Source organism: Uliginosibacterium silvisoli (assembly GCF_036017035.1).
In the GTDB taxonomy this organism is placed as follows: Bacteria; Pseudomonadota; Gammaproteobacteria; order Burkholderiales; family Rhodocyclaceae; genus Viridibacterium; species Viridibacterium silvisoli.
The window spans coordinates 120,858-141,453 of sequence record NZ_JAYXHS010000004.1; the positions used below are offsets into that span (position 1 = coordinate 120,858).

Genomic DNA, 20,596 nt, shown 5'->3' on the forward strand with positions numbered 1-20,596 from the left:
AGAGCAGCGGTCGTAGGGTCGAGACCGGATCGAACGACCGGTTGGCACTTCAAGCGAATACCGCACGAAGACCAAAGCGGCCCAACAACTGCCGCCCAACAAAACCAAATTGTTGGTCAATGCTGTTATACGAAGCTGCCGTTAGGTACCTCATCCAACCGGCCAATTGCTATTAGTCAGCAGCCCCGACAGCGGCCAAGCCATCGTGCTCCGCGAGTTGCTGGAGGCCGGCATCGCCCTAGTTATTGGGGGGAGTTGATCGTCAAAAAAATTTACACGGAGGCTATTGCTAGCCAAATCAACGTTTATTTCTCGGAAAAATTATAACTAGGCCCTATAGCCTATCCTTTTTTTAAACGTAATTTTTTGCATGCTAATCCGCCACTCAGCAGAAAAAATATCATTGCAAGCATTTCTTGTCGCTAACTCCATTGGCCTTGCATCGCATCAAGGATTCTTTCATATCACGGGTAGCCAAGTTATTGGCGCCCAAAGTCTTCGTTATGGTTTGTTTGTTCAGATAAAAAGCAAGATAGTTATTTGCCACTGACTGAAACTGCCCGGCTTGTACAGTTCTGCAGTCGCCGCTAACGGGGCGAGGTGCGCTCTTCAGTACAAAGCTGGGCAAAAATTGCGCACTAAAACATCGCTTCTCAATCTCGTTAAGTGGCACATATCCACCGGACGTCGTATCGCCTTGAGCATAGATCAAAGCTTTTGTACCCGTTTGCTCAAAATCCCCTGCGCATTGGCCGTTTGGATCAAAATTGAATTGCATCGAACCGGCGACTGCTTTGTTGTCAGAATTTTGTGCGTCAATATCTTTTTGCACGGCTGAATTCGCAAAGGATATAAGGTAACTTGCAGCTTGGGTGTACGGCGAAGAAGGTATTGGAAGTTTCGACCCGCTCGTGATTGAATCAAGTGTTTGCAAAGCCGTGCCCCACCCGGATCTATCTTTCACGTTCACTAACGTTATATCCGCCCCGATTCCAGAATACACAACGGAATCTTGCTTTAAAACCAGCCCACTCACAATAGAATACTCAATTGGAATCGAGTACTGGCCTGCAGGTCCTTCGCCAATTTTGGCACTCGCCATAAGGGGGTAGACAATTGGCACCTGCGGAACCGGATCAGTTTGAACTTTGGCTTTAATTATTATGGATACCTCTTTGTCTTTCGTCAGGAACTGTGAGTTTTTGCTTATCACCAAACTGCGCAAGGTAAGCCAAAGCTTATCTTTATATGGATCTATACAGCGAGATTGGGCCTCTTCGTCAACCCTTACAATTCTTCCTCCCCCCAGCTGTGCGAATGCGCTATCGGACAAAAATAAAGACACTACTGAGAGAAAGACAAATAACTTCTGAAATGTCATTGATTTTCCCCTTTTGCAATTACAGAATCTATATTTCCTGGGCCCGGTGGAACACATGCGCGAACTCCACCATCTCCAAGCGTCATATAAGCCAATGCAGCGGGCCCATATGGATGCCCACCTGGCGGGGAGACGTCCTTGAGCCGCTTAACAGCGTCAAATCTTGCTCTTGATATTGAATACGAAGCATCAGAGCCATTTTTTTGTAGTACATCTGAAAAAAGATTGAGAAATGTGCCAGCCATTTCGGCATCAACCTTAACTGAAGTCGCGATAATGGCGCTCATGTCTCTTTCCGCTAGTTTCTGAACAAACTCAGACTGACCAATTCCCACCGTCCCACAGCCGTTAAGAATAGCTATGGACGGGAATGTAAAACGCCTGCGAAGAGCATTCGCCATAATGGAGTCCCCCCCTTCTTCGCAGAGCTCGTCTGCATAGCAAAGTCGCCCCGGTGCATGATGACTTAACGTAACCAAAGCAAGGCCGCTAGACTCAACATCCGAAGCGCCAATCCACTGAGAGAATTCGGGAATTTCGTTTTCGCTGAAAATAGATTTCTCGCTAGCCGATTTATATCGCGGAATCCAATCCTTAAAGGCATTGTATGCATTCTTGAACAGCCCTTCACGGGCGTCAGGAATTAAAAAAAACCATCGACTTATACATTGCGAAGAGCTTAGATATGGACGGTCAGACAGATATCCCTCAATGTTTACATCGAAACCCAAGAATGCCTCCTCCCCATCCGACAGCGGAACTACCATCATATTTAACGGCAATAAGCTAAATCGCTGATCTCTCTTGATTGTCCGTATATACAATATCGGCGCCCCTTCGGCTATAGAGGCCTTTTTTACGAAAGAACGAAAAACGTCTTCCGCGTTGCGTGCATCCACGTCGGGATAATCAAACAAGGCGTTGTATAGCGCTCTCCCTCCTTGTAAAAAGGCAGAGTTATCCTTCGGCCGTTCTATAGGCTGCGCAATCACTGAGTTAAAGGACGGGACTATCTGCGTCGTGACAATATTTTCAAGGCTATCTGCCGTAATTGGGATATGCCATCCTACATAGCCCGGCCTCGAATTGTCACCACATGTTTGGCAATAAAAAACAGCAGCCAATGCGTCTTCACCGAGATCGAGCAAATGCAAAGATGCATCGGGGGCATTTGAATTTTGTTTTCCCAGCATTCCGACAGGTGGCCGACTTATATGGGGAGAGGGTCCGCACTTAATGGCAGAGCTGCCACCCACACATAAACTAAGCGAAATTTCATCAATCGGACGCCTGTCAACCCAAAAGGAAAATGCTATAGAGCCTTCTCCTTGTTTTTGTGTTGATCGGAAAGTGAAGTAGTTTCTGCCTAAGCTAAATTTGTCAAGCAACTCAAATAGGTCTGCATCGGTATATGAAGATCCCTGTTTTTTCTGAAGCGCGTCATATGCGCCGAGCTCCCGCATTTTCTTGAGATCCACCTCGAAAGTTAATAGCCTTTTGCTATTTTCTGCCCTTAAGAAAAATCTTGGATCGGGTATTGCAAAGACCTCTATGAGAAGAATATCTTCATTCGATTTGACCAAAGTTTCTCGCAGATTTTTACTAATTTCGGATGATGGCAGGTCGATGGATTCATTCAACATGGAAAGATCAATGCCAACCGAAAATTCTTTCGAGTTCGCTATTTTCCTTAAGAGGGAAGGCTTCGTTTTCAGGTCGACCGGGGTTTGAGCCCAAACAAACCATTTAGGACCGGACTCATGTACTTCATACCATGAAGACGTCGATGACTCTGCGTCCAATTCAGAAATCCCCAAATCTTTGGAAATTGATCTGGCGATCTTGAATCTCTCCTGTTCGAATCGACTTACAACTTCAGCCTCATCCGTGGGCGCTTGATTTACAGCACCAGGCGCAGGAGCAGCTACGGGCGCGGAGGCTTCCACTGCAGCGGAAGGCGCTTCCTCTGTCTTAGAACATCCGACAAGGAATAAGGCGAGTAAAGCTAGGGTGCAGACGCCAGCGCTGCTATGCCGCGCAAAACCTCCGAGACCTGCAATAGATGACAGCGCTACCATGACTCGCCCCGAGTGGTTTTACTAGTTCTTATGCTAGTAGCGTAGTTCGTCCTGTCGGCACTACTCGCAGGCTGCCTTTTAGGGCAGATTCTTGTTGCTGCTCCTTGTCAGAGTACGTACAGAACTCGTCGACTCAAGTGTTCCCCTCCCTGCGATTGGTCGGACTCCTACTCTGGATCACGGGTGACGCTTCCATGCCGCCCGCCTGCAAATGCGTGTCAGCAATGGGGTGCGGAAGCTGCCGTTCGCTCTCCACGCACCGACAGACCGCTTTGGCCGATCTTCTGCCGCATGCCGAATGGATTGGCAGGTCATCGGCCAAAGCCGACACAGGGACTCGGCTACAAGGACGTCTGCTTTCAACGCTAAGCTTACGACTCATCCGCAACGAACCGTGCATACGGACATACAGAGCCGGTCACTACCTAATTGGTTCCAAACCTCGACCGCATCATCAGTGCAGCTACACCCTCGGGCCTGTCGAACAAATAGTGACTACACCCTTTTGGGCAAGAGGTTGGCCCCCTCACAATATTGTGCTTATCTAAAGTCAATAATACGGGGGAAGGACAATGAAATGGCGGAGCCGCTTGTCGCCCGACGCCAAGGCAAAAGTCGACGGCATCCTTGCGACGGACCGCGACAAGCTTAAGTCCTGGCTTTTCGGCAGCACACACCAGACGCGCCCCCGTGGCTACTACCGGCATATCGGCACTCAAACGATACGTATTTCAGATCACGCACTTGTTTGCGCCCGCGTACACATCGTCCCGAACAACGATTAAAGAACACTCAGCTCCAAATCGCTATCGCTCGAAACCGCACCTTCTGGAGAATGCAATGCGTCTATTCCTCAGGCTCTCAGCCCTTGTATTTTCGGGCCTTCTTGGTTGCGCAACGACACAAGACGCCGAGAATTTGCCTTCAAAAGAGATCTACAAGATTGCGCAGGCACGAACGCAAGCTAGCGGTCTGACGATACCGCCAGAAATTGTCGATATGGTCCGCTCCGTGCGATTAAGGGATGACACAACTGTCGGCCCTGAATTAGTTTTAGAGATCGAGCATGTGCTTCGATTCAAATCGCTTACATTTAATCAAGCGCGGACACTTTGGCTGAAGGTAAAGAAACCTGCTAATTATCAGAGAGGCTCAAAACCATATGCCGTAATTCTCGCGGTGGAGGAGCTTTTCATTGAAGTTCCGCAAAACACAAATCTGGCGCCAAGACTATTTTTATTGCCAGAGAGACCATCGCCTTCACTGGTTGCTGCGCCTACAGCGTCGGGAGAGAATGGCGCGTATGACAGCGGAGTCGATGGCAAACCCGGCGCAGACGGACAACCCGGGATTGACGGCACAAGTGGGGAAGCAATTGATTTTTATTTCCTCTTCCAGAAAATCACTACAAACAACCCCGCGCCTAGCACCGGCCCTTTCGTTCGGATATCAGCGAGAGGAGAGGATGGTCAACGGGGGAGTGACGGCTCGCCAGGGGGCGAAGGTGGCAGCGGCGGCCGAGGGACCCCTTCACAATGTGAAATGGTTCCATTGGTGAATGCCTGTGTTGCATGCAAGGCCGCACCGGGCCATGGGGGCTGGGGTGCAAAGGGCGGCCGCGGCGGCAATGGAGGCAATGGAGGCAATGGGGGGCGCGGCCCAACGATTTATATCGCCGGCCCTGATTTATCGATTGCCGGATTCTTCGAATTGCAGGCCCCCGGCGGGGCTGGCGGGGCTGGCGGACGCGGCGGCGTTGGTGGCCCGGGCGGTTCTGCGGGCGGAGGTGGATACCAATGCAAATGCTGCTTAAACGGGGGGCCTGCTGGGCTCCCTGGCGAGGGAGGAATTGCCGGCTCACCGGGCAACAATGGGACCCCGGGAGGAAGCGGCACTGAAGTTAGAGGGACGCGCAACAATCAAGACCTTTTCATGTAGGTACGCGTTCGGCCCTCCAGAGAAAAGACTGAAGAGCGTGAATACTGCTCATGTCAATCGTTGGACGACAGTGGGCGTTGACACGTAGAGCGGCATGTTTCCACGCTCGGCGTGTCCCGATAGGAATGGGTCCAGTAGTCGGCATTTCGGGAATTAATACCAAATGGCGGCGCCGTCGCGCGTCGCGACGATTTTCAATTGGCCGATCAAGTGAGCCAAAGCAGGCTCTCTACATTCGACCACCCTGCGCTGCCTCCTCGGCCCATTGATACTGCCTGCGTAAGCCCAGCGGACAATGCGGGGCTAGAAAAGGACGAACAAAATGGGGGGCGACATGCGCTTTAAGGCAATCCTGGCTCTACTGGTTACGGCTAGCATCGCGTCTGGACAAATACGAGCAGAGACGAAAAAGCCACTTCAGATATCGAATACCCAAGCCGAAATTCTCATTGCCGTTGCCTCCGTGCAGTCAATTAATCAGATCGCCGAGTTCGGAGTGCGCGATCTGCGGAAGCAGGTTCAGACTGACCTTACGTCAGCGAACCTTCCCGAAGCAATTCGGCTAGAGATCGCGGATATCGACTCTCAACTCCAACAGACGGATAGCGCACTAAAACAGCGACGCGAACGACTCTTGGCATCGGCGCATACAGCGCTAGTAGGGCACTTGTCTAAAGCTCGAGGTGCTCTCTCCGATGAATTTGAAGACCTTGCGGACACTATTGAACTAGTCGCTCCTATGGTCTCCGAATCTCTTCTCCAGTCTATCTTGTTGGCTCACCTTGATCGTGACCTAGATACCAACATCGACAGGGAGCTCGGCAAAGTGAACGCCGATAAATTCTCTGAGCGGGTTGGTCGAGCTAGATGCATGGCCCACCATTTAAGAACTAGCGCGGCATTGTTGAGAAACTTTTCCGTTATAGCCTCTAATAGCAAAGCGCCCCAAGAGGACTTTTTTCGAGTTGTCTTTGAAATAGTCTCAAATCTATGGTCGCCTGATATTTCCTCCGAAAACGTGACTTTAAATGCTGATTTGAGCGAACAAGATATCTCACAAGACGAGGTTGCTACGCTTGCCGAATTGTGGTTCCGCGAGGCTTCAAGATCTTCCATTCGATATTGTCACGACAACCCTTATGCGAGTCAGCGAACTAGACCGATAGGTTGTCAAACTCCGATTCTTGATGGCAGTCGAGAGAAATGGAGTGCCTATGCGTGGGCGTCGCTCAGTGGCACTCGAGATTCCATTTTGTCTGCAGGTAGTTTCGTTGCCAAAAGCAGCGAGCCTGAGATAAAGCTATTTCGAAATGCAACACTTATTAACATCTATTCTGCGAGAAGATTTATCGCGAAGGTGGCGAATGCGCCTTCGGGTTGCGCAAAGCGCTGAATATATTTTTCGTGCCTGAGAACAAGGAGATATCGCCATGAACGGGTCATACAATTCATATGCCGAGGAAATAAATTCACGCCTAGCCGGCAAGGGCAAGTTCGAGTTTGTCACCGCCTTAAGGCTTCAGGCAACCGCCCGCGTAAATCAAGAGACTTTGAACTTAATTGAGGAGCCTCAAGAAGATCTTGCGAAATTTCAGCACCAATTTGAAGCCATTGACAAGGCGCTGGTGCATGCCCTCACGGTGGAAGGCAGAATCAACTCATATACACAATGGACAAGGAGTACTGATCCTGACTTGCCGGTCGACCCACAAGCTTTTCTTGACCCTCGAGTTTCCTATAAGTACGCGTTGATGCGACTGTATCGAAGACAATTCGAGACGACCGTCAACGAGCGAAAATCAGGCTGCTGGCCACTAATTGAGTTCGATCTGCTTGCACCTCTGGATGGAAAGCGACTACTAATGGTGGAGGTTTTCCATGAGGCCGTGACAAGTCATCCATCCTCTGACTTTGTGGCTCGGATACCCATCGAAAGACTTCAGGAAATTCAAGCTACGTATGCGTCAGTAGCCGAGGAAGTACAATTGCGTGCGCGTACCGGCCAAGCGGGCGCGGTCGGAAGTGCCTTCCGAATAATTCACGAGGCAATTGATGCGTATTACTGCCAAGCGAATGATGCGCTTCGAGACCTTTGCGCAGAGCGCGACAGGATCCAGCGCGCAGAGCGCGAGGCAAGAGAAGCCAAGGAGCGGGCTGCTGTAAAGGAATACCACGACAGATTCGGAAGAGAGCCACGGGAAGTCCCAGGAGCTTCAGACCATGTTGACCATTTTGATCGAAACCACGACAGGATAGGTCGCACTTGCTAGTTCGTCTGCTCTGTCGCTCCTTGGTCCTTTGGTCTGCATATTGCTCACCCCGCCGGTTAAGCGGACGGCTTGCGGCCGCCGCCTACTTTTCGAACGTGGGCCGCGCAGCGCACTTTCCCGTATAAACGCAAGCCAATATCCATCGATTTCGCGCTGAGTCCTTAAAGTTCGGTTTCTAATAGGGCCTACCCCTTCCGTCGAGAGGGCGATCTCCGGCAAACCGGGCGGCACCTCTCATGTCAAACGTTGACCTTTTCCCATCGGCGGATGAGTGGCCGCTTTTCGTTGGTTGCAGACGTTAGTGGTCGCCTCCGTGATGGACCGCTTTGGCCGATCTGCTGCCTTATGCAAAGTGGGTTGTCGGGTCATCGGTCCGAGCGTCCATTCATGCATATGGACTATCATGTCTGCTGTCGGCCAATTCCGACGTCGGCAATGTTGCCGTAAAGCCGCCATTTGCTGACCAACTCTGGGAGCAAAGATATTCCATCTGGCTTATGGGATGATGCCCGAAGAACGATATTTTCTGAGGCAACGCTAAAGGTCAGCCTATTGACGCTAGTGAACGTCCGTAACAATTCGGCCAGCCTCTGCTACTTGGGATGGCTTGCGAGCAGAATTGGAGCGTGAGGACGTTCATAAATCAACACAGACTGGCGCGACAAATCCGGGCCAGCCGGGTATGACACGCAGGGAAAATGTAATGCCAAAAAATACTAAGCAAAATCTTAACGAAACAAGAATACCAAACCCTGAAATTTCAGAATCAACACTTGATGCGCCAAATGATTTTTCTACAAATTCGAAGGACGGAAGCATCCGTGTTTATTTTAGAAACGTAAAGAAACGCCTAATTGACCATATAAATGAGGCAGATGTAATTTTTGGGTGTGTGTCATGGATTACAGATATGGAAATAATAAAAGCCATGCAGAAAAAATGTGTAATGTTAGTGGTGCAGAAGGAGGTTTTCTTAAAACCATCTGCAAATGGAAACGCTTGGATGCAGGCGTTACAAGCCGAGTACGCCAAACTGTCCTGTTGTTTAGAATTACATAGCATTGACAATGCGATAGGCGAGAAGGCGTATTACTTCTTCGACCCTGCTGACCCCGTAACTTGCGTTGGAAGCATTAAGAGCAAAGAGGAATTTGCTCATCCGCTGATGCACAACAAATTTTTGGTCTTTGCAAAGTGGAACGAATCAATGCCTACCAAAACAGACAGGTATGCTATTTGGACTGGTTCTTTTAATTTTTCTTCGAATGCATCGGTTTCTCTAGAGAATTCGCTCTACATCAACAACTCTGAAATAGTTGAAGCGTACTTTCAAGAGTTTGGACAAATTTGGATGCTTTCCGAACCACTTGATTGGACATCAGAATCAGTGGCTCCATTTATGAATTTTGATGGGCTAACAACATCGAGCTGAAGTCGCTAAATTAATTGGTATGGGATGCTGGGGTCGTTTTAATGACAAAAAATATACCAAATGACTAAATTGTGTCGTCCAAATCAGTTGACCATGCAACTCGATCCGATTGTTACTCGCCGATTCTCCGAGCTTCGGCAAAAGGCCGAAGCAACAATCGCTGCAAAGGTCGTCGAATTTCGTGACCAGCAAGGCACGCAGCAACAAGCGATTGGTCTCGGTCATAATCGTCATTGACCATTCCAAAAAACCACTACGCCTTGTCGCCCATGGGAAGCTCGATTCACCTCATCGCTGACTATTTCCGCGTCAGCCATGTGCCCGCTGCAAGCATTCCTTGCTCGCGCCTCAGCGACATTCTCACGTGCATGCATCAAGGGCAGCCGCTCACAAAAGGTGCTCTGGACTTTCTGCGGCGGCAGAACATGCCGGGTCTATATCAACTGGCCTGCGGTGAGATCAGTCACGAGGCCTACATCGCCGGGCTCGATTCAGCTCATATAGAAATGCATCGTGTTGCGCAGGCCGCGCATCAAATCCGGGAAGCCGAGCGGCAGGCGCTTGCGAACGGCTATCCGACATCGAAGACTACACAGCCAGACCGCAACACCGCACCAGAAATGGATGCCGAAGCTCGACGCAAGCTTCGCCATCAGCGCGAGCGCGAGGAAACAGAGGCCGTGCTCAATGCGCAGAGGGCCAGACAAGCAGCATGCAAAGTACAGCGCGAACGCAATCAGGAACTGGCAGCCGCTGCCTATCTGGATCGCATGGCTCGCCCGGATGCCGTTGAATTGTCCGCCTCGGACATCGCGCGCTACTTTCATCTGACTCACATCAATGCGGCGGTTTGTCCGCCACTGAGCGGTATTCTGGAGGCGCTCTTCCGCGGCCGTCAGCTCACTGAAGACGAATTGGCACACCTCAGGCTCAAAGCGCCTGAAGACTTGCATCGATTGGCGTACGGTCAGTTGTTGCTCAATGAGTACCTGAAAGCGGCAAGAGCAACTGAAGCTGAGGCCGTCGCGTGCAAGGCCCGAGCGGAGGATGCCGAGATAGCGCGTATCGCCCGCGAGAGCGATCCTGAATACATCGCCATGATGGCGCTGCAAGCCCTCTACAAGAAATACGACGTTTCGCTGACTGACGCATTCACGCCGCAGATGACGACGTTGCTCCAGCACATCAATGCTGGCAAGCGACTATCCAAGGAACAACTCGCCTGGCTCGGTACCGAAGCCAGAGATCATTTCAGCCAGAAGCTCCGGGAGACTTACCACGCCCTGGAGGCAGAATCGCACGCCGATGCATTTCGTCGTACCCAAGACCCACGGAGCGCAATCAACGCGAGCGGGCACTATCGGAAGGCCAACCAATCTGCCTCCGCACTTGGACTGCTTGATAGGGTGACGCCCAGTCGTCTCAAGGACGCCAAAACTCGTTCGGCCTTTCTGACCACTCGTGGCGGCGCCATGCGCGATCTGGAGCGACGGGCCGAGGCAATTCTGCTAGCGGAAGAGGCGCACGCACTTATGCCTTCGAACTACCGCCCATGCACACTGCTCGGTGCGGTGTACATGGAACAGCGTGATTTCGCACTCGGACATGAATGGTATGCAAAGGCGCGTCAATTGGGCGCCCCCGAACAAGGGATCGACTCCGAACTGCGGAGCATATTCCGGCAGCTCGATTCGGCCGGACGGGAAGCAATGAAACGATATCTACTCGGTGAAGATGCTCAACGGTACGGGTGGCTCCGGTCCCCCTAAGGGATCATCTTGCAAGCTTGTTTGTACCCACCGTCGCACGATTTCTTATAGAGACGTTGTGCGGCCGCACTGTCTTGGGGGGCGCCAACCCCTCTGTGATACAGGTTTGCGAGGTCGCCACAGGCTTGTGCAGAGCTCGCATCACAACCCTTCTGAAGCCATTTGGCGCCTAGGGCGGGATCTGCGGGCACGTCTTCGCCGGCCACGTAGATGGCGCCGAGATCGCGGCAAGCGACTACATCTCCCGCCTCGCAACTTTGCTGGTACAGCGCTATCCCGGCTCCGGCATCCGCCGGGACACCGATGCCTCGCAGGTAGAAATCAGCGAGGTTCGCACAGGCCATCGGATCCTTGCCATCGCAGCCCTTGCGATACAACCCAGCCGCCTTGACGTCATCTTGAGAAGTGCCGACACCGCGTCCGTAAAGAGAACCTAAGTTTGTGCACGCCCGGGCGTAGTTGTTGTCGCACGCCCACATATAGTGTGGAAGCGCGGCAGTCGCATCGCCCACTTCGTACTCCAGATACCTCCCGAGTTGATGGCAAGCTTTCGGAGCGCCCGTGGCGCATTCGGATTCAAGTTTGCTCCGCTCAGACATCGAACATGCACTAAGCATGATTGTCAGAAGGGCGACCTTCAAGTACTGCATCTTTTCGTCTCGTCTGTGGGTGGTCGATGTGCGCTATTTGGGTATGACCCGAAAGAGGGTCTCAAGGTAATTGGTCAGCCAATGGAACCCAACATGCTCTTGTTCCAGACGGACTCCAACACGGATGCGGTTATCACGTAGATCGTCGTATAGATTTCTCTCTTCGCGTGTGAGTCTATGTAGGTCCACTTGCAGTTGCTTACCCTCATGCCCCCAAAAGTCGGAGTGGGCTTCAAGTGTTGCGCGGTCCATCAAAAATGAATTTACGTGACTAAACTTTCCGCGGAGTTGGTTAAGAATGCCAAAACCGTGAGTGTCGATGTCGCCCCAGTAGTAGATCTCGCAGTCATTTAGCCAACAAGTACGCGCTAGCGCCTCCCAGCCATAGCCCGCACCGAATATGGCTATGGCATCTGTTGCTTGCGGAAATGCCAAGAAGTTCGTTTCATTCTCTGTGATAAATACGCGCTTCACTGCGAGGTTCAGATGGCTGAAGCTGTCGGCGTCGATTGCAACATCGGGACAAATCGGCCCAGCTACCGCTCGAATGGCAGCGTCGAGCACGCGGAAGCGAATCCGGATCGGTTTGTCCAGAAAGCCATATCTGCCGGAGAACTGGGTGATACCGCTCTTCTCAAAGTCAACAGCGCCAGCCGGCAACGCCAAATCGAGCAATTCGGTGAGCACCCCGCGATGTCCTTCGATGAACTTGCTGTGAATACCGGGTATGTCCACTTGGCGCAGATAGATACCGGGGCGGGGATGGTCCGAAAGCCAGTCCACCACAGTCAGCAGCCGCGGCCACTCAGGCTCAAGTGCTAGTGCTTGCAAAGGCCGCTTTTCAAGCCAAGGCAACAGAGCGGGGTTGTGTTGCCGGGTCGTTGCAACTTGACCTGCAAAACGATTCCACTCTTCGTGCTTACCAAGCCATGCAACAGCATCCGCGATGGTCGCAACCCACACGCTCGCTGGCATTTTCTGCTGGCCTTGGACGCGGTGACGAATGTCCTGCCATTCGATGCGTAAGGACGTCGCTGCAGCCAACTCTGTCGCCCAAGCGCGGACCAGTTCGAAGCGATTTGTGATGTCAGCTGATGCAGGCGACTTGAGTGCAAGACGCAGAGGGAAGCGCTTATTGCAGGTCACGACGTCGCGCAATAATTCACCTTGGTCCCACAGCCGCGCCACTTGCGCTTTCAAGTCCTTCGGGGAGCTCCAGGACACTATGCCAACTCCTGCGCGGCGTCCGGGGACAACGCGGCTTTCTGCGCACGATATTCCTCAATGGACAAGTTGCGCAGCTTTGAGGCCCGCCCACCCTCGTTGTGTACGAAGCCAACGCTGGCTACGAAGGGCTCAATGACGTGGATCTTCTGCAGCGGCGTCACGATCAGAAGTTGCAAATTGAGTTGGCGAAATAGTTGCAGACCGTACTGCGCGGATTCGTCTGAGCCACGACCGAAGGCCTCATCAATGACGACGAAGCGGAAAGAGCGAGAACGTACTGCGCCCCATTCCAGGCCAAACTGGTAGGCAAGGCTCGCGGCCAAGATCGTGTAGGCCAGTTTCTCCTTTTGTCCGCCTGACTTACCACCGGAATCCGAGTAATGCTCGTGTTCGATGTCGTCCGACCGCCAGCGTTCGCTTGCCGCGAAAAGAAACCAATTGCGCACGTCGGTGACTTTTGCTGTCCAGCGACGGTCTTGCTCGGAAAGACCATCGCGACCTCTAAACCGGTCGATGATGGTTTTGACCTGGAGGAATTTGGCCTCCGAATACTGTGCATCATCAGAGCCTGTCACTGCGCCTTCGGTGCATGCGCGCAATTCTTGTTGGAAATCCCGGATCTCCATATCTGGACTGATTTGCGCTTCCAGCACGATATAGCGCCCAGGGTTGTAGTCGATCTCGCCCATGGACTTATTTATGTGGGCAATACGCTCCTTGATTTGTTCGCGCTCGCGGGCCAATTGCGCATTGAAGCTCGCGATCTCGTTGATGGTGTTGACGTTGAGAAGCTCTTTGAAACGGGCAACAAAACGCGGAAGGTCGTCCCGATTCAATTGAGCGAGCATGCTTTCATACTCGGAAGCGGCCGCCAGGCTGGTATCCACTTCGTCTGTCTCGAGTTTGAACTCCTCCTTGAAGGCGGCCATCGCTTTGATGATGCGCTCAGCCAACGTCCTGAGCTTTCGCTCCTCTGTGTCGATTCTGGATTGAATGACGCCTCGAATATCCTGCTCTTTCGGAGTGCAAGATTCGACGGTGAGTGAGACCCCAGCCAGTACCTCGGAGCACACGGTCTCGAGTTTTGCTGTCAGCGCTTCATTGCGCTCCTCGCGTGGGAGCTGCTTCTCAGTTTGTTGGTAAAGCTCCCTCGCGTCCGTGCTGCGTTGATCGAGTTTGGAAGCTCCATCAAGCGCTGCCTCCAGTTCTTTTTCAGTTGCCTTAACAGTGTCCTGCAGTGCCTGTAAATTCTGACGTAGCTGTTTGAGGACATCTGAGGCCGATTCAAGCTTGGCCAACTCATCTTGTAGCGACGCAATTTCTATCGCAACAGAATGCCAGTCGATCTCCTCAAAACTGGTGAACTCTTCGAGCTTGGTCAGTGCCGTCTGCCGTACTGCAATGAGCTTGCGTTCCTTGTCGAGCGCTGCAGTCTCGCTGCCAAGCTCGCCGAGGCGCGTCTCCAACGTGCGACGCTTTTCCTCCAGTGCCGCAATCTTGGCAGTATTGCTCCAGCCCAACACATATCGACCACGGTCATTGATGTGGTGCCGGTCGTCCTTCTCATGGCGGCCGCTAGGATCCTTTGTTTGACCGGATAGGGTGACGGCACGCGCCTCACGACGGAATTGCTCTTGCGTTTTGCAGCAAGCCACATCAAAACGGTGAGCAAGCTCACGCTCCAGCCAATCGTAGAAAGGGGAGTCGGGTTTGATCGAGAGCTTGCGTGTCAGCGAATCTTTGTGGATGACAGGCAGATCGGTTGCCTTGCGCACACGGACATGGAAGTAAACGAAGCGCCCGCGCATGTGGTTTGAATCTACCCATTCCGCAACCACCTTGTAGTGCTCGTCGGGAACCAACATTGCCAACCCAAAACCACGAAGGAGCCGCTCAGCTGCACCTTCCCACTCTCGCTCCTCCTCGCGAACCTGAATCAACTCTCCTGCAAATGGCATGCTGGCCGCATTCAATTTGAGGGCGCCGCAGATAGCAGTCCGAATCTGAATTTGATGGTCGTCAATGTTGCTGCGTCGACGCTTGAGGCTGTCGATTTCGGTGGTCTGTTGCTCGTGCTCAAACCGCCCTTGGCGGAGCGTTAATCCATGCTCCGACAACAAATTTTCCAATTCGGAGCTCCTGTTCTTGCCGTCTTCGAGCAAGCGTGCGATCCGACTGCGCTGTTGTGCGAAGCTGATCTCATCAGGCGGCGTGTCTTCACCAAGCTCCTTCGCAAGCTCTTCGTAACGACTCGCTTTCTTTGTTCGTCCATTTTGGACCTGCTCTTTGTTGAGAATGTCCGCGGACAGCTGTGCCAAGCGGCCGCCTCCGCTGCTGTTGATGGCCTCCTTGATTCCATCTACCTGCGCATCCTGCTCAGTACGCCGTATCCTGAGGCGCGTGACCTGAGAGTTGGCTCTTTCCCATTCTTCGGCCAGACGGTCTATGCGTTTTTCCAGTAGATCCAATTTCAATTCGGCAAAATAGCCGCGCAACGCATCCCGGCATTGCGTCAGCTCCGCAGCTTCTGAAGACAAAGAGCTATGGCGGGCACATTCGGCCACGAGCGGCGTAAGCAACTCGACTTGCCGCTGCGCCTTCACTACAGCTTGGTGGGCACGACTAAGATCGTCAAAATGGTTTATGAGTGCCTGAATCCGCGGGGCAACTTCGAACGGCTCAAGCATGTGGCTGCGAACAAAATCCGTAAGATTGCCCACAGACTTCATGGAGACCGTTTGGTGAAACAGCTCAAGCGCCTGGTCGTTTTCGATACCAAAGCGCCGGCGAAACCAAGCTGCATACGGCGGAAAGCTGTCGTGGAGTTCCGCACCCGAGGCACGCAGCTTTTTGCGCAGCTGGACAATATCAGAGCCGAAATTGGCGAAATCGGAAGCAATCGACAACGCGCGCTCCGTGCCGAGAAAGAAACGCGCCGGCTGTGCCTGAGCGTCCTTCATCCAGAACACCTGCGCCAAGCTTACTGTCTGGTCGTAGCCGGCGTTGTGGAAAACGCCAAGGATGACGGAATAGCTGTTTTGATCTCGTAGCGAGACCGGTTTGGCCGCGCCCGTGATCTCGTTGCGCTCGGATTTGTAATGACCGAGCACATACGACCGTAATGTCCGTTCTTTGCTGTCGGCGCCAGCAGCCTTGTTGTAGGCGATGCGGTTTGCCGGTACCAGCAAAGTGGTAATGGCATCCACTAGCGTGGATTTGCCAGAGCCAATGTCCCCGGTGAGTAATCCGTTCTGACCATCAAGGTGAAGAGGCCACACGTGGCTATCGAAAGTGCCCCAATTGAAGACTTCGAGGCGTGCCAGTCGGAAACCCGATAGAGCATCGTCCGCAGCAAAATCCAGACCAAGCGTTTGGGGATTATTCATAACTAACAACTTCCCGCGCAGGCGCGACACCTGACAACTGCGACTGGTACGCAGCCAGCCGAAGATCGAATTCTGCCAACCATTGGGCATCCACAAATGCCTTGAGAATCCGTCGCACCTCGTAGCTTCCGGGTCCCGATGCCGACGCTCCGGTGGCGGGTTTGAGCTTATGCAAGAAGCCCAGCTCGACCGTCTTGTTTATCGTGGTTTCAATTTGATCGACCAGCTTCGCCTCATTTGGGCCGCCTGGGAGAAAGACCCGTACGAGCTCGACTACTTCATCGCGGCTGAGGATCAAACGAAGGCCTTCACCCTCTTGCCCACCGCCAGCATCAAATTCAGCCAGCTTCTTTCGCAGCAATGCCAGGAGCAGACTGACGGGGAATGAGAGAGGTCTGCGAGCGACTAGGCGCGGGAGCCGTTGCGCAGGATCATCCTCCTCGGGCTCCGGGCGGCTCTTCAGGAAAGCATAGCCCTCAGCCTCATCCAAGATGAGCTCCAGGTTGAGCACTGCGACGTAGTCACGCACACGGGCTTGCAGGTCAAGCAGCGTCGCCCACTGACGCTCGTCGCTTTCGCGATAAAGCACACTCTTGAGCAAGCCGATGAGTAGCACTGACAAATCGAAAGCGGGGGCAGATGCAGACGCGTAGACTGATTGATCTTCTTCCATACTTGCCTCTTCGATCATGCTCAACGAATGAAAATTACTCTGGGTAGTCGCGCACGTCTATTCAGCTCGATTCCATCCGTTGTAACTGTCAGCCAAGGGATAGGCTCAAGCGTGCCTTCGTCCACTACGGTCCGAAAGGTCTCGCTTCCAAGATGTAGGTAGGCCACCAACTCAGCGAGCCCATGTTGCAACGGCTGGGTTGTCACCAGCTCCCTCAGCGTGATTTGGGCTTTGTCCTGAAGGGCGTGACGGATATGCCGAGCAAGTCGTGTTTTGTCCACGACCACTTGGTCGAACAGTGCAGATGGGTCGATGTTCTCGTCCCCAACCTGCAAAGCTAGATTCGCGATGATGGGCTTGATGGCCGGCGTGAACAGAGGGCGCTCCATCGGCAACTCGATATCGACAGTGAGCTCGGGGACCTCCATCACATCTCCGACGGGCGGAGTATCGCGCAGGCTCAGTGCCTTGCTTTCTATGCCATGCAGGATGTCCATGATGCGGCGGTTTTCCAGCCAAGCCTGATCATCGAGAAAGCGCCGCAATTGCTGAGACAAATTCGCTACAGTGCGCTGCGTATGCTCGCCGGCTTCCATCCAGTCGTAGTGCATACGACGCGTTCTGATGTCTGGGCTTAAATCGGCGACTGCGGGCAACGCCAGCACGCGATCCAACAATGCCGTTAATTCTTCTTGCCTGGAGCTCGAGAGCAAGAACTCCCAGAAAGCCCCGAAGCTCTTTCCTTGGTCGGAGTCGCCAATGGCATCGCGTTCCCCCATTATCTCGTCCAGGAGCTCACCCTTGCTGCCATCCCACAAGGCGATGCGTTCGCGCACGCGGCGGTCAAGCTGGCGAAAGTTCTGCTCCACCTCCCGAAAATCGGCGAGTAGCTCACGCGCCCCTTGCACGAATTGTTGGAAGCGATCCCTCACGGCCGTGTCGTCCAAGAGCGGAACGTCGCCAGTCAGCACGCGCGCGATGTCAGCATCGATCTCATCGCGCTTCTTGTGCAATTCGGCGATCCGCTTGCTCGGATCGGTTTCGCTGCCTTCGCTCATCTGCTTGAGCAAGTCAAAGAGAGTGAGCAAACGCGATTCAGTGCCAACGAATTGACGCTCTGACAATTGATCCAGCCATGCGATTGCTTTTTCCGTGGCCGGAGTCAAATCAAATTGAGCTTCGTCTGTTCCGGGACGGTAAAACTTGCGCAGCCAGCCTTTGTCCTGGGCGGCCCAATCATTCAGATACTCAGGTCCTGATTTTGGAAATGCGTCGTCTCCGAGCTGCTGCCGCAGAGCGTACAACTCATCGTCCAGTCTTTCCGCCAAGTCCGACGCCGCCATAACACGCACGTTCGGTGCAATGAAGGTACGGTGCAGAAAGCTTGCCACCAGTGGCGCATGATCCGAACGAAGGAGTCGCCACGCAGGGTGGTGCGTGCGTAAAGCATCGAGGGATTCAAAGTCGAGTGGCACTGGTTAGCAGCTGAGGCTGTTTGCCCGATACAAATCGCCTCGAGTTAAGCGAAGTTTCATTTGCATGACAAAGCACTGATCGTAGCCTAATTTGTACATGCAATATTCTCTTGCGTAGCTTCAAGAGTGATTCAAAAAGGCTGGTCTCGTGGTGATGGCACCCGTCAACTACAGATTGAAAGTCAAATACGACCAAGCAATGGTAGAGATTTTCGTGTCGTGAAGTCCAATGCCAGGTGAATTAAATAGGCCCAGCCCGCAAGCTGGGCGACTCCTTTCAAAGCCTCTTCCAAGTCGGTTTCCGGTTGCCACTTGTTGAGCTTGTATAACCCGACGCCAATCAAGGTGGCAAAGGCGATGCTGTGGAAGAACTGTCGATGATTGGGCGATGTCGCGGGCTCAAGGATATCGGGCAGACTGGTCAAATACGCAGCGCCGGCACCCGCAAGGATTGGCGCGCAAGTCGTAGTGCCTGCCTTGCTTTCTTTGTCTGCGAGATAGACACCCACAGTTAATCCGGCGACGAGCCGATGTGTCGGGCCATTCATTATTTACGCTCCTTGCGGACCCCCTTGAAGGGCTCACCGTTCTTTTTCTGATCCATGAACTGGCCTGTGTCGGTATCGCGCTTGGTCCATGTTTCTGTTCTCGGATTGAAAACTTGCGACCGATCACGCACTGCGCCACGCCGGGCATCGTCGCCGACTGGAAGATTTTTGGCCATGTCAGCTCCTTCCATTAAACGTCAACGGTGTGAGTCCAACGAGGCACGCCACTGTGTGCCAAGTAGTCCACTAACGATGGAGTCCCGAAATACTGAATTCGACCACCCGACGTAAAGGCCAGGGCCGATTGATCCACTTGCAGATTGGCGGCACGTGCTTGAGCTGTCAGTTGCGCAAGCAGCCGCGCATTATCGTCGCGCAAACCAGATGAGGAGCGCGCGTCGAAGACTGCGAAATTGATCCAGCCCCCGCTTTGGGCGCGCTCACGAAGATGTGCAACATTCACTTTCATGATTTTCTCCTTCCCGGTCCATTCCGGGCTTGAGCACATTATCGGTAGGGGACTAGCTCAAATAGTGACCGACTAGATCGGAAGGTCGTTATTCTTTTCCGTAGCGAGGCGAAGTTTGGCGAGGAGCTTTTCTCGGAGTTCGGGAGGGGCCAGCACTTCGACCTCCGGGCTGTGCCGGAGTATGTCCATGAGTAATTCCTGATCATTTGAATAGGGGACTTCCAGGACATAACTGCCATCCTCAAGATGGTAGTTAGCTTGGTCATGGTGCCAAGTTTCCTTCTCAACCCATTGCGCTCGTTCAATGGTGAACTTCAAGCGAGCACGATGTGTTGCTGCCCCAGCAAAAATGCCGTAGCCGCTGCGGAAATGTTGGTCCATCGTATCTTTGTTAACTTGAATAGCTGTCTCATCCGAGACTTGAACGCTGTGGATGGCCTCTAGCGCAAAGGACCTAAGGGCATTTCGTTGATGACACCAAGCATCAAGTACCCAGTTCTCACGGTAATGCACCAACTGCTGCGGAGATATGGCTCGCTCGGACAATTCCTTGCGCTCTCTATTCCAGTAGCTCAGGTTCAGGCGCTTTTCTGCGAGTAGCGCTCCTACTACGGTCTGAAAGTGCTTGGGCTCAACTTTACGGGGTGCAAAATGGATGAGCTTGAGTTTTTGCTCAAGCGATGCGGGCGATTTTGCTCCCCGAGCAATCATGCTCCTAAGCCTCGCCTTGAGAGGTGAGACATGCTCCTCGAGTAATCCAGGTTGGATGCCATCAAGTAAATGAAGCATGGTCAAGAGTGCGAGAATTTCAGAAGAATCAAACCAGACGCCTGGTAGCTCAAAACGTCCCGGCGCAGCTGAATCGTCTCGAATGACATATCCGCGTAGATTTCGATCCCACTCGAGTGGACATCCGAGCCTGTCTCGTAGGAACTCCAGGTCCCGCTTGATTGACGCCTCAGATACCTCGAGTTCTGACTTGAGGAACGCCATCGAGACGTATTTTCGTTTGCGCATGAAACGCACAATCTTTGTAATACGTTCGATGCTGACTTTGGACACAAATGCCTCCCCAAATGTGTAGATCCGGATTTGCTCTTCAACGCACCATCCATAAATGGTGGACGTTCTGGCAAGTCTCATTGACAGTTTGCCCGGACAACATCCATGTGGTGTTATGCCCTTTTGGGTATGTATGCATTTTGATTCTGTGGCGATCTAATGCCATGACTGCCAACTGAGCGGAGCAAACGACATCCGCCAAGCGCATGGATAAAAATATGCGCTCGTCAAAGAAATA

General features: G+C 52.8%; 17 protein-coding genes. 6 read left to right on the forward strand and 11 right to left on the reverse strand.

Annotation, left to right across the window (positions count from 1 at the left end):
- Window positions 1-400: 400 nt before the first annotated feature.
- Window positions 401-1,381 carry a hypothetical protein gene (locus VVD49_RS18505; protein WP_327600705.1) on the reverse strand — a complete coding sequence of 327 codons (981 nt, stop codon included), beginning with the start codon at window positions 1,379-1,381 and terminating at the stop codon, window positions 401-403.
- The gene (locus VVD49_RS18510) at window positions 1,378-3,459 is read right to left on the reverse strand and encodes a hypothetical protein (RefSeq protein ID WP_327600706.1); all 2,082 of its coding nucleotides are present in this window, start codon (window positions 3,457-3,459) and stop codon (window positions 1,378-1,380) included. The genes VVD49_RS18505 and VVD49_RS18510 overlap by 4 nt, the downstream gene beginning before the upstream one ends.
- A 1,195-nt stretch (window positions 3,460-4,654) precedes the next feature.
- On the opposite strand from VVD49_RS18510, the gene VVD49_RS18515 reads away from it, so the two are divergent.
- The 6 genes from VVD49_RS18515 to VVD49_RS18540 all read left to right on the forward strand — a co-directional run bounded on the left by VVD49_RS18515 (window position 4,655) and on the right by VVD49_RS18540 (window position 10,868).
- Window positions 4,655-5,017, forward strand: a complete 363-nt coding sequence (locus VVD49_RS18515; protein ID WP_327600707.1) for a hypothetical protein — start codon at window positions 4,655-4,657, stop codon at window positions 5,015-5,017.
- A gap of 702 nt (window positions 5,018-5,719) precedes the next feature.
- The gene (locus tag VVD49_RS18520) at window positions 5,720-6,790 is read left to right on the forward strand and encodes a hypothetical protein (protein WP_327600708.1); all 1,071 of its coding nucleotides are present in this window, start codon (window positions 5,720-5,722) and stop codon (window positions 6,788-6,790) included.
- Window positions 6,791-6,827: 37 nt separating this feature from the next.
- Window positions 6,828-7,667, forward strand: a complete 840-nt coding sequence (locus tag VVD49_RS18525; RefSeq protein ID WP_327600709.1) for a hypothetical protein — start codon at window positions 6,828-6,830, stop codon at window positions 7,665-7,667.
- A gap of 703 nt (window positions 7,668-8,370) precedes the next feature.
- The gene (locus VVD49_RS18530) at window positions 8,371-9,099 is read left to right on the forward strand and encodes a phospholipase D-like domain-containing protein (RefSeq protein ID WP_327600710.1); all 729 of its coding nucleotides are present in this window, start codon (window positions 8,371-8,373) and stop codon (window positions 9,097-9,099) included.
- A gap of 93 nt (window positions 9,100-9,192) precedes the next feature.
- Entirely contained in the window at window positions 9,193-9,336 is a 144-nt protein-coding gene (locus VVD49_RS18535; RefSeq protein WP_327600711.1) for a hypothetical protein, read from the forward strand.
- Window positions 9,333-10,868, forward strand: a complete 1,536-nt coding sequence (locus VVD49_RS18540) for a hypothetical protein (RefSeq protein ID WP_327600712.1) — start codon at window positions 9,333-9,335, stop codon at window positions 10,866-10,868. The genes VVD49_RS18535 and VVD49_RS18540 overlap by 4 nt, the downstream gene beginning before the upstream one ends.
- On the opposite strand, the gene VVD49_RS18545 is transcribed toward VVD49_RS18540, so the two are convergent.
- From VVD49_RS18545 to VVD49_RS18585, 9 genes are all read right to left on the reverse strand, one after another.
- Entirely contained in the window at window positions 10,865-11,509 is a 645-nt protein-coding gene (locus VVD49_RS18545; protein ID WP_327600713.1) for a tetratricopeptide repeat protein, read from the reverse strand. The genes VVD49_RS18540 and VVD49_RS18545 overlap by 4 nt on opposite strands.
- Before the next feature lie 42 nt (window positions 11,510-11,551).
- Window positions 11,552-12,742 carry a DUF3322 domain-containing protein gene (locus tag VVD49_RS18550; RefSeq protein WP_327600714.1) on the reverse strand — a complete coding sequence of 397 codons (1,191 nt, stop codon included), beginning with the start codon at window positions 12,740-12,742 and terminating at the stop codon, window positions 11,552-11,554.
- Entirely contained in the window at window positions 12,742-16,131 is a 3,390-nt protein-coding gene (locus tag VVD49_RS18555) for an ATP-binding protein (RefSeq protein WP_327600715.1), read from the reverse strand. The genes VVD49_RS18550 and VVD49_RS18555 overlap by 1 nt, the downstream gene beginning before the upstream one ends.
- The gene (locus tag VVD49_RS18560) at window positions 16,124-16,804 is read right to left on the reverse strand and encodes a DUF4194 domain-containing protein (RefSeq protein WP_327600716.1); all 681 of its coding nucleotides are present in this window, start codon (window positions 16,802-16,804) and stop codon (window positions 16,124-16,126) included. The genes VVD49_RS18555 and VVD49_RS18560 overlap by 8 nt, the downstream gene beginning before the upstream one ends.
- 20 nt (window positions 16,805-16,824) lie before the next feature.
- Window positions 16,825-18,279, reverse strand: a complete 1,455-nt coding sequence (locus VVD49_RS18565) for a DUF3375 domain-containing protein (RefSeq protein WP_327600717.1) — start codon at window positions 18,277-18,279, stop codon at window positions 16,825-16,827.
- A gap of 182 nt (window positions 18,280-18,461) precedes the next feature.
- Window positions 18,462-18,827 carry a metal-dependent hydrolase gene (locus tag VVD49_RS18570; protein WP_327600718.1) on the reverse strand — a complete coding sequence of 122 codons (366 nt, stop codon included), beginning with the start codon at window positions 18,825-18,827 and terminating at the stop codon, window positions 18,462-18,464.
- Complete coding sequence (locus tag VVD49_RS18575) at window positions 18,827-19,003, reverse strand: hypothetical protein (protein ID WP_327600719.1); 177 nt, start codon at window positions 19,001-19,003, stop codon at window positions 18,827-18,829. Before VVD49_RS18575 ends, VVD49_RS18570 begins: the two co-directional genes overlap by 1 nt.
- Window positions 19,004-19,017: 14 nt before the next feature.
- Window positions 19,018-19,296 carry a hypothetical protein gene (locus VVD49_RS18580; RefSeq protein ID WP_327600720.1) on the reverse strand — a complete coding sequence of 93 codons (279 nt, stop codon included), beginning with the start codon at window positions 19,294-19,296 and terminating at the stop codon, window positions 19,018-19,020.
- 72 nt (window positions 19,297-19,368) lie between these two features.
- Window positions 19,369-20,358 carry a helix-turn-helix transcriptional regulator gene (locus VVD49_RS18585; RefSeq protein ID WP_327600721.1) on the reverse strand — a complete coding sequence of 330 codons (990 nt, stop codon included), beginning with the start codon at window positions 20,356-20,358 and terminating at the stop codon, window positions 19,369-19,371.
- Window positions 20,359-20,596 lie beyond the last annotated feature (238 nt).